Source organism: Sphingobacterium sp. E70, assembly GCF_019285695.1.
Classification (GTDB): Bacteria; Bacteroidota; Bacteroidia; order Sphingobacteriales; family Sphingobacteriaceae; genus Sphingobacterium; species Sphingobacterium detergens.
Map to the genome: position 1 here is coordinate 1,636,211 of NZ_CP079104.1, position 15,870 is coordinate 1,652,080.

The following is a 15,870-nucleotide window of genomic DNA, read 5'->3' on the forward strand; positions in this document are numbered from 1 at the left end:
ATTTAGAATATCATTACTATAATTCATCAAACACCATCAATAATCATGAAAACAAATAGACTATTTGGCTATTGTGCATTAGCAGGACTGTTATTATCTTCCTGCAAAGATAGCCCGAGCATCCCTGAAGTTACAGAAACCATACCATCTACGTATTCTGTCTGGGTGGCTACCGCCAATGGATCGTACCTGTTGACGACCGATAAAATCATGAAGGATACCTTATTGTCGCCTGCGAATAACAAAGGGGTTGACATCACGGGCAACCTGCCGCAAGCCCGATATGCAGGTTATGCCTATATTTTCAATGGCTACTATTACTTATCCAATGACGGAACCCGTTTTAGTAAACACCAACTGACAGACAACGGACAATTCAAAGAAGTCGATAATTATGCTTTCCCAACCGATTTCTATCTGGGGAAAGTTGCAGCCCAGTTTAGCAGCACAGACGAAATTGTTTTTACGGGAACAGGAGCGAGTGACGCGAACCTGGAGAAAAAAGTATTTGAAAAGGACATCTACTTTATGAACACTAAGGATATGACGATCTCAAAAACCTTAAAAGCGCAGATTCCAACGTTAGACTATACCGTTTACAAACCCGATGGCAGTGTTGATCCGACGATACTCAACGTCACCAGTATGCGCATTGGCGGTGGAAAAGCGTATTTTGGTTTCTTCTACTATAACTACGATTACAAACCAGTAGACAAGAAAGCTTACGTCTATATCTGTGATTACCCAAGCATGCAAAATGGTCATGTGATGAGCGACGAAAGAGCGAGTTATGTAGCGGGTCACTGGCAAAGAGAGAACTATTCGTTCCTGGATGATAACAATAATCTTTATATATTGACCCGTGGTAAAACGGATGGTACCTACGCATTGATGCGTGTCAATAATGGTCAGAATCAGTTTGATAAAAACTATCTATTTGACCTAAAAGACTACGCAGTAAAAGGTGGTGACCTTGCTTGGTTGGGTGATGGAAAAGCATACATCAGACCTTATGTGATCGATGTTGCTAATAAAAGAATCGTTGCCAACCTAGCTGAAATGACAGGCGGAGATCCGACGACAACAATCAACCTAATCGAAAATGGTAACCTGTATACTGCCGTAAAAACTCCGGCATCAAAATGGTTTATTTACGAGTATAATATCAAGAATAACAGTGTAAAAAAAGGTGCTGAGATTGATCCGGGTGTAACCCAGGTTTATCACATCAATAAATTAAAATAAGATAAATCACAAAGTCGATGTAAAAATCCGCTCCTTGTAGGGAGCGGACTTTTATGTAATTTAAATTTAGGCCTTTAGCCGTATTTTCTTCTTCTCGTTTTCACTGCTTCCTTAACAGAAAATAACCGACCACTAACTTCCCGGCATAAACGTATTCGTAAATAGTTGGGGATAGTTATTAGTCAGCTCAGAATGCCAGTTATGCATTGGGAAATCGTCATTCCGGATCTTGCCATCAGGATCCATCAGGATATACCGCGGTATTCCATTGAATTTAAATAGCTCCCGCAGTGCCAAGTATTCGTCAGGCGAAACAATATAGCTTTCGAACATATGATTTTTGACGACATAATCCTTGTAGAAATTCATATCCGGAGTACCACTACTATCGGTCACAAAAACAAATACAAGATTGGGATTATCTTTGAGTTTTAACCGCTTTTCTTTCATCGCTTCAATACTCGCACGACAGGGGCCACAGGATTCCGCCCAAAAGTCTACAAGAACAACTTTACCACGGTACTTATCCGTCAGCTTTTTAAATACGGTAGCAGATGCAGTCTGCGGCAACGCATAACCATCCCTGGTTTTCTTTATTCTGGTCTTTAAAGCCAGCACTTCCCTTTTAGTTCACTATTGGTCAGAACCGCCAATAGACTGTTAGAAATCGTCGTCATCTGAGCGGTATCCCCAGCAACTGACAATCTGTTTTTCAAGGTCCGTAGTTTTGCGACTTCAGTAACCAATGTTCCGGCTATCGCTGCATTGGCCTGTCGATTAGATGAATCAATGCCTGATACATATCCCCTTTTCGCTGATTCATTATTACTTTATTAAATCCATCTAGACGAAACAGCGGAGAGTACTCAAAACGATTGATAAATGTCGAAAATTGCCTAGTAACAAAAAGTGAAGGATCATTTAGATCCAAGCGTTTTATAAAATCGAAATAATCCGCCGGAAGTTTTCCCTTGAGGTTGGGATTGGCCGTGTCCTGCTGTGCAAAGTACCTACTATACATCTCGGCATCAAAAAGCTGTACGGCATAATTGATTGCCACATCGCTTTGGATCAAATGCTTTATTTTAGCTCTATATTTTGATGTTGTCAGGCGTCTGTTTACATCCTGTTGAACAGAGTCCCAGATGGAGACAAGCCTTTCTTTGGTTTTTTGTATTGGTTTTTCTGTCAAGATCTTATCAAGATGCTGATAAAATTCACTTTGACGGTTGTCCCATTTAAAATCTTTTAGCTGTTGGTTGTCCAATGCAAGTGGCCCACCATACTGTAACAATTCCAGTTTTTATCTGTAGAAGCCTTAAAAATTAGGACTAAGGTTTGACCGGGTTCAATATAGTATTTATAGATCTCATCATTAAAGGACAGATAGGACATTTCCGGATTCGTGGCTAGGTAACTGGATTCAAAACGGCCATCGGGATAAATACGGGCGGTCACTGGATACTCCTCTCTCGTCAATTGGTTACCACTGTAGATAATACCACTTGTAAAGCCAAGCTTGGAACTATAGCCTTCAATATAACCAACGATACGCACAGTATCTGGTCTAAAAAAAATTTTATCATAGTTTTTAGTACTGTTTTGATCTTCGCCTTAGCGAGTTCCTGCTTCATCCAACGATCGGGATCAATGGTTGCAGTGTTTTTCGAAGATGTTTGCGCCACTGCAAACGAAAAATTCAAAAAAATAAAAAAGACTATGAGTGGATATTTCATAACTAATGGCTTTTAATCCCTTTAAGTTAAGCATTTTACATCAAACAAACCGAAAGTTTCAAGGATACAACCCTTAAAATGTGACGGATAACCCGATTCCTCTCTCCTAAGAACTACTTTTTCATTTTCTTTGGGACAATTAGCTCGCTCAGCCGTCATATAGCATATAGACTTAATTTTTTTATTTATGAGGGCATTTACGTTTTTATTTGTAGCCGATATTGTGCTGTGGCAGTTGCTCGCTGTTCTGGAATTTATGCTAAAAATCTATTCGCTATATATGCTTTTCAAACACCGCGAACGGTACCGGCCTTTTCTGCTTCCATCTTTTTAATGATCGTCCTTGTACCGCTATTCGGTAGCCTGATTTTCCTTTTTACAACTAAGGTCAAGAACAATAGTAATTTAACCTAGACAAATCATCTGGTCTTTTGAAGACTGACTGATACACTGACCAACATGAAACTAGGCATCTGCCCTCACCTAATCAGATCGATCTTTTAAAGACTGTAGCAGCAGCTCGATAGCATCAAAAGCGAAACAATTAAAGTTTTCGGATCTATCTGAAGAACAGAAATTTTATTTCGTCTTTTTTAAGACAATTTTCAATTTCGATTGTCTATATATAGAACTTATAAACTTAATTAGCATGAAAACAAAATTCTTTATTATCATTCCAATGGTTATGGCAATTTTTTGGAGTATTTCCGGCTGTCAGAAACCGACTGGAGAACTTGCACCTACGGATCTCGCAGGAGAAAAATTGGCAAAAAAAGCGATCGTAAATGCGACTGATACAACCGTTAAAACATTCTCAAAGAGCCTGTAGCAAATGCTACTGTAGTGGCAAAGAAATTTAAATTTCCAAGCTCGAGTACCGATGTCAAAAAATTCTCATGCATGTTTACTTGACCTGTCCGTCGGGGGCTGCCCTCCCTGGGATGTCTATGCGAATGTCCGATTGATGAAAAGCAATGGTGACGACAACAAGACCTACGGCTATGAATTGGGACGATGGATTACGCCTTACGGGAAAGATAATACAAGTATCCCTGGTGGCTGGGTCATCGATGTAACAGATTTTCGGTCACTACTTATCGGAGATGTTACCTTAGAAACACGAGCGGAAGTATGGAGCGGTACATGGGAAGTCTCTATAGATTTCGAGTTTCAGCGGGGAACGCCAACCTATAAATATAGTGCTGTCGTTCCGATCATGCAATACAACGACTGGTCCTGGACTGGAATTAACTTTGGCAAAGGTACAGTGACAGCAAATAACTACAACGGAAAACAAACGGGCTTTAACATCAGTGGCATGCCTTCAAATGTTGAGCGTACTTCATTCAGAAGCATTATTTCGGGATGGGGCCAAGCCTATCCTGCCGCTCCAGGTGGCCGAAGATTCGCTGAATGGGCGTTCCGCAAACATGGAATCAGTATCGATGACAGCCCAACTTTTGTACATGATATGAATGGGCTTGGATGTGCTGTGAATCCCAAAGTTGTCAAAAACCAAGCTGGGAACTGGACACCTGACAGAGCGGGCTGGTGTCCTGGTCTAGAAGTACCTGTGCGCACAAATGTATTGGCATCACCAAAAGCTGGTGGCTCTTTCAACTTCAATTATGTACTCCAGGAAGATCAGTGGAATCCAAATAATCTAACCGAAAAATGGCGGGATAACGGTGTTGACACTGGTGGTGCTTATTATGCCCTCTCTACCTATATGGTCATCGAAAGTAATTCTCCGATAAGTGGGTCACCTGTCGTGAGCAATAGACCTTAATCGTTCGATAAAACTGTAGATACTAAAAATGGAGTGTAAAGAAAATTACACTCCATTTTACTATTGCTTTCAATACTGATTGACCTGTTTATTCGAGATTCAACTTTATGGTCGAATTGTCCCGAAGAAAATTAAATTTCTTCAAAATAGATCAATATTGAAGTTCCAGTACCGGTCTGTTTGCCACAGCTTCCTTGCTACTAAATGCCATATCATTGGTTGACGAAGCAGCTCCGGTGTTCAGAAATAGAAACGATACTTTACGATCTGTACCTGTCAGCTGTCTATTGATGGCATTGGTAACATCAATGCTTTGAAGACCCACACCCGAAATAACGATCTTCCCAGCCGATACGGTGTCCATCGGTGCATTATTCCAGTTAATGGTATTTTCCAGCCAGGAGCTGGTGCTTGTCGTATAGATATTAATTGTACGCTGCGGTGCTGTATTGACGCCACTGACATACATTTTTAAAACCGCCGAACTTACTTTTGGCCGCGTAACTGCGGCGATATCAAATTTGACATACGATTTGCGCGCATAAGATACCGCATCAGATTTTACGATCAGATCCGGCAATGTACCATAATTGGTACCAGCATAGGTACCATTGCGCACATAGGCATCGGCAAGACTACTGCCGGCCTGTGAAATTACTGTGTGTTGAAAAGCACCGACATCTGGATTGCCCGCTGGTAAAACATTGCCGACAAAATCTTTTCCGCCATTGCCCTCAATCAATATCCCCGCATTGCGCACTGGGGAATTGGGATCAACATCATAGCCCTTCGCAACATCAAAACCCGTTCCGGCAGCCGGATTTAAGAAAGCAGGATCTGTATAAAAATTATTGCTCAATGGTGCAGTTCCCCAGTTGAATGCCGTAAAGACATTGCCGGGGTAAAGGTTATTGTTACTAAACCTTGTCTGGGTTGTTAAGGGAATAGAGGTGCCAGCATCATTGCGGGCCAAAACCAAACCCGTGGCCGAAGGTGCCACATAAAAATATTATTGGAATAGGTTCCGTATGGCGCACTATGGAAGATGGTACCTCCTGGATTCTTAATGTAGAATACATTGTTATAAATCTGGTGATTGCGGTTTGTGCTACCGTTGAAAAGAAATAGTTTTTTCTTACCAGTAGTCCCGATATCATTGACACTGACATTATAGCGTACAGTAATATTCTGCGAATTGTACATAAACAGCATAAAGCCGCCGTTGTTGTCATGTGAATAATTATATTCAAAAATGTCTCCATTGGTCGGGGAATTGGCATCGTAGCCATCGGCATCAAAGGCCATACCGTCATTGGCCCCACCACCGGTCAGTCCATATACCTCATTATACGCAACGACTGTGTTTTTGCTCTTTACTGTCCAGATACCCGCATAGTTATAATTGGTTGTATTCATACAGGCTTTATAGACTGTATTATGGGTAATCTTACAGCCACCTGTCGCCCCGGCCATAATAATGCCATCGCCGTAGATATATTCCAGCAGATTATCGTCAAAAAGTACATTTGTCGCTGTGCCGGTGGTGCGTATGCCCGTGACAGAAGAGTTGGCTATATGGCAGCTTTGTACTAAAACATTACTCACCGTGCCATCAATAATAATACCGCCAGTCGCTTTCACAAAATTTGGTTTGCCATCAAATGCGGCATTGACATCGTGGATATAACAATTCTTGATAGCAATATCGGTACCACCATTGACCCGGATTCCTGTGGCTGCATAACTGTTTCCACTGGGCACGGTATTGGTCAGTTCCAGGTTATTCACTTCAATATAAGATACCTTATTTAAAAATAGGGTATTGGAACCATTTCTTTTCCCACCACCGTGGATGACCGGTCGCACCTCACCATCATATTTGTCAAGCACAATCGCAGCACCGCTGGCTCCAGAATTTTTGATATGCAGGGTGTCATTCCATACGCCGCCACTCTTGAAAAGGATCCTGTCCCCGGACTGAACACCGAAGCATTAATTTTCGCGAGGGTCTTCCATGCGGATCCGGCACTTGTGCCGACACTGTCATCGCTGCCGGATGGGTCGACATAGTAGGTTGTGCCCGATGCCGTGCCATTGGCGAGCGCCTTTGCTTTAAGTACATCATTTGCAACGAGTTTGTCGGATTCCTTGCAGCTCAACAAGCCCAGCAGGGCAATTGAAATCAGGATAATAATTTGTTTCATAATTTTGGTTTAAACTTTTATCGTAAAGGTTATTCATTAACACTTAGTACATAACATATAAAATCAAAAATTGTCCTGAACTATTTTCAAAAATTATATATTTTCTTTACTGAACCCGCAGCTTTACTGTCATTCATCCCATGATTGAGGCCCCTATTGCCGCCAATACTTTATTTTCGGTCGATAAGTGAAAATAATTTTAGCGGACAGACAAAAGCGCTTTGTAAATAAAGCCGAAACACGCTACTTTTACGGTAGGTAAAAGCGAGCATATGAATTTTATTGACGACATCCATCCCATCCTATTTTCCATTATTGTGGGTGGCATTATTGGGCTTGAACGGGAGTACCAGCTGAAATCAGCGGGGTTGCGGACCATGATATTGGTTACCTTGGGATCCTGTATGTTTACGATGCTCTCCTTGAGTCTGGGTGGACCGGGAAGTCCCGACCGTATCGCTGCCAATATCATTACGGGAATAGGTTTTGTAGGCGCAGGTGTCATCTTTAAAGAGGAAAACCGTGTATCGGGTCTTACCACAGCGGTCACGATCTGGATCTGTGCATCACTGGGCATGACCATTGGTGCGGGTTACTACAAAGAAGCAACAATTGGCTCCATTGCCGTGTTCCTAATGCTTATTGTCTTTAAATACATTCAGAACATTATCGACCGGATCAGTATGCGCTATACCTATGAAATTACACTTCCATATGATGAGGCTGTTCTGACCAAATATGAAGGGATCTTTAGGCAACATTCCCTAAAAGCAAAACGGGGTAAACAGATCCGACGTGGTGGGAAATATACCGTCATATGGTACGTACAGGGCACGACCCAGAATCATGAAAATTGTGCAAAGCTGCTGTTCAATGATCCGACAATTGACGAGTTTAAATTCTAAGTCTTTTACCACTGCTGACTTTGGCGAGGCTATTGATTTTAGAATTGAGGTACTAAGGTTATTCTTTCCTATCTATAATTTCTTAGCCAAGCAATAATTTTCTTCAACAATACTATTTTCGGAAGACGAATATGAAATAAAAATGAGGTTGTCACTTCACACTTTAGACAACCTCATTTTATTATTGTACCAGGCTATTAATCATACAGTAGATGACTTACTAAAGTTGCAAATTCAATTCCTGCTGTTGCTGATTTCTAAAGACATTAACTTTTGGTTGATCGGCGTGGACATGTTTTTAATCGCTTGCTGAAGATCTGTTAATTTATCTGTCTTCTCACCTTGATAGTTTAGCACCACATCGCCTGTCCGCAAACCGCTTTTATAGAGTGTACTCTTTTCATCCAATTGAAGGACCAATACACCAGCGATCGATGGCAGACCTGCCGCTGATTGTTCGCCCAATGTTTCAACAGTCTTAAATTGTCCGCCTTTCCAAGCCCACTTCACGCCCTGCTCTTTTGTGTCTTTTTGAATCAGCTCCGGTATCTCAGGGCTGGCAGCGAGGCTTTTCAATCTTTTGCTGGTCACACCAAAATGCAACATATCAAAATTTTTGAAACCTTGGTCTTTCCAGTTCTTCAACCGAAAATCGCCTAGAGCAGGCGCGACAAAATTCATTGCGACAACACGCCCATGTTTTTCTATGCCTTTGGCCTGATCTTTTGAAGATCTTCTTGTCGTGCGTAAATATTGTAATCCACCTCATCCCCCAATACTTCACCTGAATATCTTGATGAGCATGCATCACAATATTATAGCGAAAGACATCATGACTATTTTGGAACCAGACATGGGGATGAAAACCATTGTTGAGCATCACATTGTTATATACTTTGCGGTAAAAGCCCTCCCTCAATTTCAACCCGCCACTTAAACACAAGTTATTGTATATTTCATAGTTGGAGGATCCATCATCCAGATCAATGTCCCATCCGTGATCACAGCGAAAACGGTTGTCGTGAATTTTTGTTGTTTTGACCGCATCCAGTAAGATCAAGTCTGGGTGAGCTGCTGTCAGCTGATCCATCTTGTTTCTATCGGGATGCCAAAAACGATCACGTCCCCAGGAATTAAACGCGCCATGGTCGCTGGTTTCCAGCACGGTGCTAAAAACATCATTATAAGCGATCTCATGACCGCCCCAGGTACCGTCACCTACATTGATCCCTGCGCGGGGTACATTGTAAATTGTATTGTGCAAAATACGCAAAGACTCTGCCATAGACACTTGTACACCTGCCACTTGTTTTTCGATCAGACCGATGCTGTGGATCAAATTGTCACTGGCTTCACAATCCATGGGGTAATTATTACTTTTAGGACCTTTAAGGGTGTCCATCTGATCGAGTGGAACAAATTTTTCATAGCGAAACGCAGGTGAACGTACAGCCTCGGGATCACCTACAAAGTTGATGGCACCGGCACCGATCTGTTCGATACGATTACCACTAACTTTAACTCCACGGTTGTAATTGTTAACGAAGATCGCATTTCCCCCAATTCGATAAAATCATTGGCACGAAGGATACAGTTTTCAGCACCTTCGATCTTCACTGCTCCTTGACGATAGATGGTCCAGTCGCTACGCAACAAAGGTTCGGCTGTTTTCATAAACGTAGGTGCAGTATGCATAAAGCGGATACCGCTGACTTCGATATCGTGCACTGGATTGTTGGCAGATCCAGCAATTGTAATCAAATTTTCCAGCTGTGGTGCTACAAATTTCAATTGATTGGGGTCTTTACCTTTAGATGGCATGTAATACAGCGTCGCTGTCCCCTCATCCAAATACCATTCTTGTGCACTGTCAAGTTCTTCAACTATATTCTCGACATAGCGGTAGGTTTCATGCATTGGGCTTGGCCGGTTATTTTGCTCTCCGCCTTCCAATGTTACCTTTGATGCTCCATCTTTTCCGGTAATACGGTAATGGAATCCACCCCAGCGACCTGAATGTAAAGCATGTACAATACCTCCTGTCGGATTTTTCCAGGTGGCAATACGTTCAGGACTCAGTGCGTCAGCAGCGTAGCCCTGAAAGGGTAATACGGATGCGTCATAATTTGGATACCGCGCCCTGACGAGATGTGCATCGTTCGCATAAAGACTTTGGAAACTCGTTCCTGCTGGAACTTTGGCTTTCCAGATCCCCTTATCTCCCTGTTCCCATTTCAGATCAAGCAGTTTAGCTCCACTGAGGATAACTTGCTTTCCGTCTGCGGCTTTGATCCGAAATGGCAGTTTTTTTGTACCGGACCGCGCTGCAGATATTTGAATTGGTTTGTCTAGATAGTAAGTGCCACCAGTAAAAATAATTTCAATTCCAGTTGTCGCCTTTCCCTGTTTGGATTTTTCAACGGCACGCAAGGCTGCCTCGGCGGTAGCAAACGGCCGCGCTACCGTTCCCGGATTTTGGTCATTGCCCTTTGTACTGACGTAAACTCGCTTAATCGCACCAGACTGTTGCGCTTGTATTGTAAACACAGGTGCACAGCTCAGACCAATAAACAATAATTTGGGCACTAGACTTGGTTTTATCTTCATAATTTCAATATTTCATTTGGTTATCGTTTGGTCAATTTTAGCTTCTTATTGTAATTCAATTTCAACCTCTTACTATATTAACCTCTTATTCTACACGACGACTAATAAACGAATTTGTCCCTACAAATCCGTTTATTTTAGTTGTTTTATTTTCAGGGGCCGCCCATAAAACTGCGGCCTTTTTATTTAATTTGCTCTAATCTCCCTTGATCTCTTTTTAACTATTCATTTTTCAGGGGCTCGCTTTTCTTTTGAGACAGCTTGTTGTTTCATACTCTTTCTAGTTGTCCAATTAATTGGCACTTTTTCTGCCCCTAGTCAAATATTGTTATTTATATAAGGGATTCTGTGGTATATTATTGTTGGTCACTTCGGTCGTCGGAATAAGCCAAGTCTGGTTGTATGGTCCGACTGGAACGTTCAGCGAGGCACCACGTTGTTTCTGAATACGGTCAAATGTATTGGTCCGCTTCATAATCGTCCAAGACTGTCCCTCCTCATGCAATTCCCAATCAAACTCTCTCCAAACTGCCTGTTGGAATTGTTCCTTGGATAATCCACTCAAATCAGGTACCTGTGTAGGATCATTTTTATCCATACGTGCTCTTTTACGAATAGCATTAATATAGCTATAGGCATTTGCAGGACCATTGATTGCATTTTCGGCTTCAGCGGCAATCAGATACATCTCTGCCAATCGGATAATGGGAACAGTATATGGAATACTTGCCTGTGAGGGTAAATCTCCTCGATTGATAGAGACGGTATCCACAAATTTCTGAAAAAATGGGCGATCCAGAACCTTTTTATCAGGCTTGATGTAGTTGCTGATGATCCCCAGGAAAAACGGCGATCACCTTTTGAAAAACTCGCCATAAAATTGTTTGATGGAACCAGGGTCGGATTATAACCAGGAGAAGTATTGGATGAGCCGTTCAAGAAATTGGAACCACGACCTGGTTCATATAACTTCTCCCAAATGGATTCGCTGGTATACTTCGTATTGTGAAATACCTGCGCATAATCATCCATAAGTTTGTATTTTCCGGAGTTGATCACCGCTGTAGACTTTTGCAGCGCATCTTTATAATATTGAGTCTGCTTGAGCGGATTGCCGGCCATAGTCAGGTATACACGTGCCAGAAGTGCAGTAGCCACGTTTTTATCCACCCGTCCCTGCTGTGCGGCTTTGTCAGGAAGATTCTGCTCAGCGTATAGTAGATCTTTTAACACCTGTTCGTAAACCTGAGCCTGTCCAGTTCTGGGCAATCTTAGACTGTTGTAATCTTGAGGAATCTTCAATGGTAACGGCACATCACCAAACAATTGTACAAGATTAAAGAAAGCATACCCCGCAAGAAGCTGGCCTCGGCAATTAATTGTGCCTTTTACTATCATCCAATGGCGCATTGGGAAGATATTGCAAAATAAAATTAGCGTTCTTAATCACTGCATAGGGTGTATTCCATGCACCACCTGCGTTGTAATAGTCAGGTGTAGGTTGATTATTATAAATTGGCAGGGCTTGTTCGGCTGATGCAGAAGGCGTTGCATAGAGATCGGTAATCATCTCATGCGTATACACTACATACAGTGGAAAATCAGCGTAGATACCTGTTACTGCTGATTCATAGCTGCTCGGATTCTTAAAAAATTCATCCGGTGAAATCACCGTCTTTGGCGTCTCTTGCAAGGATTTTTCACAGCTCTGTAACAGACAGGCGGTCAAAAGGGCACAAAGGATATATCTTGATTTCATAATTGTTCGTATTTAAAAATTAACTCTTAAACCTGCGGTAATGGACTTAAAAGCGGGATAGTTACCGCGGTCCCAACCATTGACAGACGCGGAAGCCCAAGATACTTCCGGATCATAACCACTATACTTGGTAATAGTCAAATAATTCTGTGCACTGAGATACACCCGGAGGTTGGACAAACGCCAGGATTGCAACAGGCTCTTGGGAAAGGTATAGCCTATGGTCACATCACGCAAGCGCAAATAAGATCCATTTTCCACCCACAGCGAGTTGGCATAGTCTCGGATTGCACTGCCACTTTTTTCACTTGGGCGATCAAACTGCGCCTCTCCTGCACCCGTCCAACGGTTATTGTAGGCCTCATACGTAGGATTCCAATTGCCATTGAGGGAAATATTGTACTTACGGAATTCATTGACAATATCATTACCATAACTTCCGACGATCAAAAAGGAAAAATCAATATTTTTGTAGGTAAAGCGATTGTTAAAACCAAAAGTAAATTTGGGTTCCAAATGACTAATTACCGTTCGATCCTCACTTGCCGAAACAAGGCCCTGACCGTCCCAATTTTTAAAACGATAATCTCCTGCGCGCTTATCTGGCTCTCCATTATCTTTCGCCTCCTGATCGGTCTTGTAGGTACCTTCCACAGTAAAACCATACAATTGCATCATGGATTGGCCTACAATGGTTGGAAACCAGTTGCCACCAGCTCCGATTTCCTTATACGTAATCGAGTTTCCATATGCATCACGTCCCATGTCTAATACTTTTGTCCGATTGGCGGATAGATTGAGTGAAGTATTCCAAGTAAATCCCTCCCTATATTTGGTCGGGCAGAAACCTGAAATTCAAATCCGCGATTTTGAACAACACCTATATTTTGCAATACGGAGCTGAAGCCACTTGATCCAGGCAAGGTCACATTGAGCAATAGGTCTTCTGTGCGTTTGTTATAATAATCTGCTACAACCTGAATCCTGTTGTCCAAGAATCCCAACTCCAAGCCCAAGTCTGTCTGCTTGGTTGATTCCCATTTGAGGTTTGGGTTAGCCATTGAAGACAGGAAAAAGCCTGTTCCGATCTTACTATCAAATACGACATCCCTTGCACTCACATTGGCCAGTGTCTGGTAATTACCTATACCCTGATTCCCGGATTTCCCATAAGATCCGCGGATTTTAAATTGAGAAATCAGCTCCTGGTCTTTTAAGAATTCTTCCTTATGAACATTCCAAGCCAAGGCTGCAGAAGGGAAAAAGGCGAACTTTTGATTAAGGCCAAAACGTGAGGAGCCATCGTATCGGCCTGTCAATGTCAAAAATAACGATCTGCGAAACCATAATTGATTCGTCCAAGATAGGATATTAGTTTATTGTCTCCATAAGATGTAGAAGGCAAGCCTTTCGTAATAGCCGAACCAATAGCATTATTTTCATACAAATCACTGACAAAACCAATACCGCTACCACTATTGAGATTATCGCCTTTGCTCTTCTGATAGGTAAATCCAGCGACAGCATTGATGTGATGCTGCCCGAAATCTTTTTCGTACTCCAGGACATTTTCATTAATAATTGTGACAGAACTATTATAACTTTTGGATGCGACGCCAAAAATTGGTTTTCCATTTGCATCTGTCCGTTGTCCCAAACTAATCGTGCCCGGATAGTAAAGATCATTTTTGGTTGTTCCCTGATCTATTCCAATACTGCTCTTCAATTTTAAACCAGCCATAATATCCACAGCCAAACTCGCATTTCCAATAATGCGAAGATTGTTGGAAGTATTATTCCAATTCTCGGATAATCCCACAGGGTTTGTCTCACCCCAGGATACCCCGTAAACTTGGTATAATTTCCATTTTGGTCATAAACCTGCATTGTCGGAGGTAGCACCATACTGGACCAAGGAATCCCTCCTCCACCATCGGCACTTTCATATTGTGCACGGTTGTACTTCGAATTTTGTAGAGACATCGATGTCGCAAAGGTCACCCGATCCCAAAACCGATGTTCAATATTACCTCGAAAAGATAAACGTTGAAATCCAGAATTGCGGATAGTTCCATCTTGATTAAGATAACCAAAAGAGGTGTAATACTTTGTCGCATCATTACCTCCACTAAGGTTAAGGTCATGATTTTGCACCATTGCCGAACGATACACCAAATCTTGCCAATCGGTCCCTTTACCTAGGTTGCGGATCTGTTCGTCAGTCCATGGCAAAGGTTTGTTTTCATTTTTGGTGATATTATTATTTTGGGTTACTTCGTTTTGCAGATTGGCAAAATCCTGTGCATTGAGCACATCAATACGTTTCCGCAAATTTTGTACACCGAAATAGTTGCTATATCCAATTTGTGTCTTGCCACTTTTCCCCTTTTTGTGGTAATCATAATAACCCCATTGGCTCCTCGGGAACCATAGATCGCGGTTGAAGAGGCATCTTTCAGTACAGAAATATTTTCGATATCCTCTGGGTTCAACTGTGCTGATAGACCATCCAAGGGCATACCATCGACTACGTATAAGGGATCATTGCTGGCGGAAAGTGAATTGATACCTCGGATCTGAATTTTCATTGCTTCACCGGGTTGTCCTGAGGCCTGATTGACCCGAACACCAGCTGCTTGCCCCTGTAGTGCCTGCGCCACATTGGAAACGGTATTGACCTGTGTAATTTGACTGGATCCTATGCTCGATACGGATCCTGTCAAATCAGACTTTTTGACAGACCCGTAACCTATGACGACAACTTCACCGATGTCCATATTGGAATTTTGCAGTACAACTTGTATTGTATTCTTACCGTTTGTCGACAGCTCCTGCGTCATGTAACCCACAGAAGAGATTTGCAAGATAGCCTGCGCCGCTCCACTCAGTTTAAATCGGCCACTAGCATCCGTCTGGGTACGATTGCTTGTTCCTTTAATCTGCACAGTAACCCCGCAATCGGCTTACCGTTGTTGTCCTGTACGACTCCTGTGATTTCATGCTGTACATAGGTATAGACTGGAACCGTCTTTTCTGCTTCGCGGATCACAATCATCTTATCGACGAGCGTCCACTGCAAATTCTTTCCCCGACAATCATATCCATAGCTTGTTGTAAACTAGCCTCCTCAATACGCGCAGTAATCGGAATATTGGCAATCTGTGCCCCGCGAAAGAAGAAGCGATACCCCTGTTGCTTCTGAATGGATTTCATCACTTTTTTAAAGTTTCATGCTGCGCGTTTACGGTAATCTTCTGTGCTTTGACACTTGCGAAGGTCTGTAGGACAGCAGCAATACATAGCATAACCGTTAATTTCATATAGAGTAATAATCGGATCGCTGGACGATACATAGCCCGTCCAGTATATGGTTTAAAAAACATATCTTTGTGTGTTTGATTGGTTATTTAATTCACGTTAATAAGTCCTGTGTTATACACAGGTGCTAGCCCGTCAAACAATTTAGCTGAGTGATGTGTCCAGCATCGCTCAGTTGTTTTCTTGGCCTATTCGATTGGTTATTGTATTTCCGAAATGACCTCCTTTCTATAGAATTTCCCCTTATTTTATTGTTATTCCCCTTCAATCATCAAGCGTGTACGGTCGGCTTTCCCCTCCAAGCGTA

At 42.2% G+C, this 15,870-nt stretch carries 25 protein-coding genes; 4 read left to right on the plus strand and 21 right to left on the minus strand.

Annotated elements, in window-relative coordinates:
• Window positions 1–45 precede the first annotated feature (45 nt).
• Window positions 46–1,245: a hypothetical protein gene (locus KUH03_RS11870; protein ID WP_257093568.1), complete on the plus strand. Its 1,200-nt coding sequence runs from the start codon at window positions 46–48 to the stop codon at window positions 1,243–1,245.
• Window positions 1,246–1,377: 132 nt separating this feature from the next.
• On the opposite strand, the gene KUH03_RS11875 is transcribed toward KUH03_RS11870, so the two are convergent.
• From KUH03_RS11875 to KUH03_RS11890, 4 genes are read right to left on the minus strand one after another with little or no spacing between them, the layout of a single operon-like run.
• Entirely contained in the window at window positions 1,378–1,815 is a 438-nt protein-coding gene (locus KUH03_RS11875) for a TlpA disulfide reductase family protein (protein ID WP_257093570.1), read from the minus strand.
• Window positions 1,816–1,850: 35 nt separating this feature from the next.
• Window positions 1,851–1,991 (minus strand): hypothetical protein, encoded by a 141-nt coding sequence (locus tag KUH03_RS11880; protein ID WP_257093572.1) that lies wholly within the window; start codon window positions 1,989–1,991, stop codon window positions 1,851–1,853.
• An 8-nt stretch (window positions 1,992–1,999) separates the two neighbouring features.
• Complete coding sequence (locus KUH03_RS11885; RefSeq protein WP_257093573.1) at window positions 2,000–2,539, minus strand: hypothetical protein; 540 nt, start codon at window positions 2,537–2,539, stop codon at window positions 2,000–2,002.
• Window positions 2,494–2,802, minus strand: coding sequence for a hypothetical protein (locus KUH03_RS11890; protein WP_257093575.1), 309 nt, complete (start codon window positions 2,800–2,802; stop codon window positions 2,494–2,496). The genes KUH03_RS11885 and KUH03_RS11890 overlap by 46 nt, the downstream gene beginning before the upstream one ends.
• An 828-nt stretch (window positions 2,803–3,630) precedes the next feature.
• On the opposite strand from KUH03_RS11890, the gene KUH03_RS11895 reads away from it, so the two are divergent.
• Window positions 3,631–3,810, plus strand: a complete 180-nt coding sequence (locus tag KUH03_RS11895) for a hypothetical protein (RefSeq protein ID WP_257093578.1) — start codon at window positions 3,631–3,633, stop codon at window positions 3,808–3,810.
• 135 nt (window positions 3,811–3,945) lie between these two features.
• Entirely contained in the window at window positions 3,946–4,770 is an 825-nt protein-coding gene (locus KUH03_RS11900; protein WP_257093579.1) for a peptide-N-glycosidase F-related protein, read from the plus strand.
• 151 nt (window positions 4,771–4,921) lie between these two features.
• Here KUH03_RS11900 and KUH03_RS11905 read toward each other — a convergent pair whose 3' ends face one another.
• From KUH03_RS11905 to KUH03_RS11915, 3 genes are read right to left on the minus strand one after another with little or no spacing between them, the layout of a single operon-like run.
• Window positions 4,922–5,743, minus strand: a complete 822-nt coding sequence (locus tag KUH03_RS11905; RefSeq protein ID WP_257093581.1) for a DNRLRE domain-containing protein — start codon at window positions 5,741–5,743, stop codon at window positions 4,922–4,924.
• On the minus strand, window positions 5,707–6,660 hold the full coding sequence (locus tag KUH03_RS11910) for a right-handed parallel beta-helix repeat-containing protein (RefSeq protein WP_257093583.1): 954 nt from the start codon (window positions 6,658–6,660) through the stop codon (window positions 5,707–5,709). Before KUH03_RS11910 ends, KUH03_RS11905 begins: the two co-directional genes overlap by 37 nt.
• The gene (locus KUH03_RS11915) at window positions 6,579–6,929 is read right to left on the minus strand and encodes a hypothetical protein (protein ID WP_257093585.1); all 351 of its coding nucleotides are present in this window, start codon (window positions 6,927–6,929) and stop codon (window positions 6,579–6,581) included. The genes KUH03_RS11910 and KUH03_RS11915 overlap by 82 nt, the downstream gene beginning before the upstream one ends.
• Window positions 6,930–7,246: 317 nt before the next feature.
• Between KUH03_RS11915 and KUH03_RS11920 the strand changes: the two genes are divergently transcribed.
• Window positions 7,247–7,879 (plus strand): MgtC/SapB family protein, encoded by a 633-nt coding sequence (locus KUH03_RS11920; RefSeq protein WP_120259343.1) that lies wholly within the window; start codon window positions 7,247–7,249, stop codon window positions 7,877–7,879.
• 234 nt (window positions 7,880–8,113) lie between these two features.
• Here the strand turns inward: KUH03_RS11920 and KUH03_RS11925 are convergent, their stop codons facing one another.
• The 14 genes from KUH03_RS11925 to KUH03_RS11990 all read right to left on the minus strand — a co-directional run bounded on the left by KUH03_RS11925 (window position 8,114) and on the right by KUH03_RS11990 (window position 15,628).
• The gene (locus KUH03_RS11925) at window positions 8,114–8,485 is read right to left on the minus strand and encodes a hypothetical protein (protein WP_257093588.1); all 372 of its coding nucleotides are present in this window, start codon (window positions 8,483–8,485) and stop codon (window positions 8,114–8,116) included.
• A 1-nt stretch (window position 8,486) separates the two neighbouring features.
• Window positions 8,487–9,242 carry a hypothetical protein gene (locus tag KUH03_RS11930; RefSeq protein WP_257093590.1) on the minus strand — a complete coding sequence of 252 codons (756 nt, stop codon included), beginning with the start codon at window positions 9,240–9,242 and terminating at the stop codon, window positions 8,487–8,489.
• 101 nt (window positions 9,243–9,343) lie between these two features.
• Window positions 9,344–10,486 (minus strand): hypothetical protein, encoded by a 1,143-nt coding sequence (locus KUH03_RS11935; protein WP_257093592.1) that lies wholly within the window; start codon window positions 10,484–10,486, stop codon window positions 9,344–9,346.
• Window positions 10,487–10,814: 328 nt separating this feature from the next.
• Window positions 10,815–11,258 carry a RagB/SusD family nutrient uptake outer membrane protein gene (locus KUH03_RS11940; protein ID WP_257093594.1) on the minus strand — a complete coding sequence of 148 codons (444 nt, stop codon included), beginning with the start codon at window positions 11,256–11,258 and terminating at the stop codon, window positions 10,815–10,817.
• Complete coding sequence (locus KUH03_RS11945) at window positions 11,165–11,812, minus strand: RagB/SusD family nutrient uptake outer membrane protein (RefSeq protein ID WP_257093596.1); 648 nt, start codon at window positions 11,810–11,812, stop codon at window positions 11,165–11,167. The genes KUH03_RS11940 and KUH03_RS11945 overlap by 94 nt, the downstream gene beginning before the upstream one ends.
• Before the next feature lie 49 nt (window positions 11,813–11,861).
• Window positions 11,862–12,245, minus strand: coding sequence for a hypothetical protein (locus KUH03_RS11950; RefSeq protein WP_257093599.1), 384 nt, complete (start codon window positions 12,243–12,245; stop codon window positions 11,862–11,864).
• A 12-nt stretch (window positions 12,246–12,257) separates the two neighbouring features.
• Window positions 12,258–13,010, minus strand: coding sequence for a hypothetical protein (locus KUH03_RS11955; RefSeq protein WP_257093601.1), 753 nt, complete (start codon window positions 13,008–13,010; stop codon window positions 12,258–12,260).
• Window positions 13,011–13,012: 2 nt separating this feature from the next.
• Window positions 13,013–13,570 (minus strand): TonB-dependent receptor domain-containing protein, encoded by a 558-nt coding sequence (locus KUH03_RS11960; RefSeq protein ID WP_257093603.1) that lies wholly within the window; start codon window positions 13,568–13,570, stop codon window positions 13,013–13,015.
• Window positions 13,567–14,001: a hypothetical protein gene (locus tag KUH03_RS11965; RefSeq protein ID WP_257093605.1), complete on the minus strand. Its 435-nt coding sequence runs from the start codon at window positions 13,999–14,001 to the stop codon at window positions 13,567–13,569. Before KUH03_RS11965 ends, KUH03_RS11960 begins: the two co-directional genes overlap by 4 nt.
• On the minus strand, window positions 13,974–14,576 hold the full coding sequence (locus KUH03_RS11970; protein WP_257093607.1) for a hypothetical protein: 603 nt from the start codon (window positions 14,574–14,576) through the stop codon (window positions 13,974–13,976). The genes KUH03_RS11965 and KUH03_RS11970 overlap by 28 nt, the downstream gene beginning before the upstream one ends.
• Window positions 14,516–15,190, minus strand: a complete 675-nt coding sequence (locus KUH03_RS11975; protein ID WP_257093608.1) for a TonB-dependent receptor plug domain-containing protein — start codon at window positions 15,188–15,190, stop codon at window positions 14,516–14,518. The genes KUH03_RS11970 and KUH03_RS11975 overlap by 61 nt, the downstream gene beginning before the upstream one ends.
• Complete coding sequence (locus tag KUH03_RS11980) at window positions 15,130–15,300, minus strand: hypothetical protein (RefSeq protein ID WP_257093610.1); 171 nt, start codon at window positions 15,298–15,300, stop codon at window positions 15,130–15,132. Before KUH03_RS11980 ends, KUH03_RS11975 begins: the two co-directional genes overlap by 61 nt.
• Entirely contained in the window at window positions 15,297–15,458 is a 162-nt protein-coding gene (locus KUH03_RS11985) for a hypothetical protein (protein WP_257093612.1), read from the minus strand. The genes KUH03_RS11980 and KUH03_RS11985 overlap by 4 nt, the downstream gene beginning before the upstream one ends.
• The gene (locus tag KUH03_RS11990; RefSeq protein ID WP_257093614.1) at window positions 15,458–15,628 is read right to left on the minus strand and encodes a hypothetical protein; all 171 of its coding nucleotides are present in this window, start codon (window positions 15,626–15,628) and stop codon (window positions 15,458–15,460) included. Before KUH03_RS11990 ends, KUH03_RS11985 begins: the two co-directional genes overlap by 1 nt.
• Window positions 15,629–15,870: the final 242 nt, after the last annotated feature.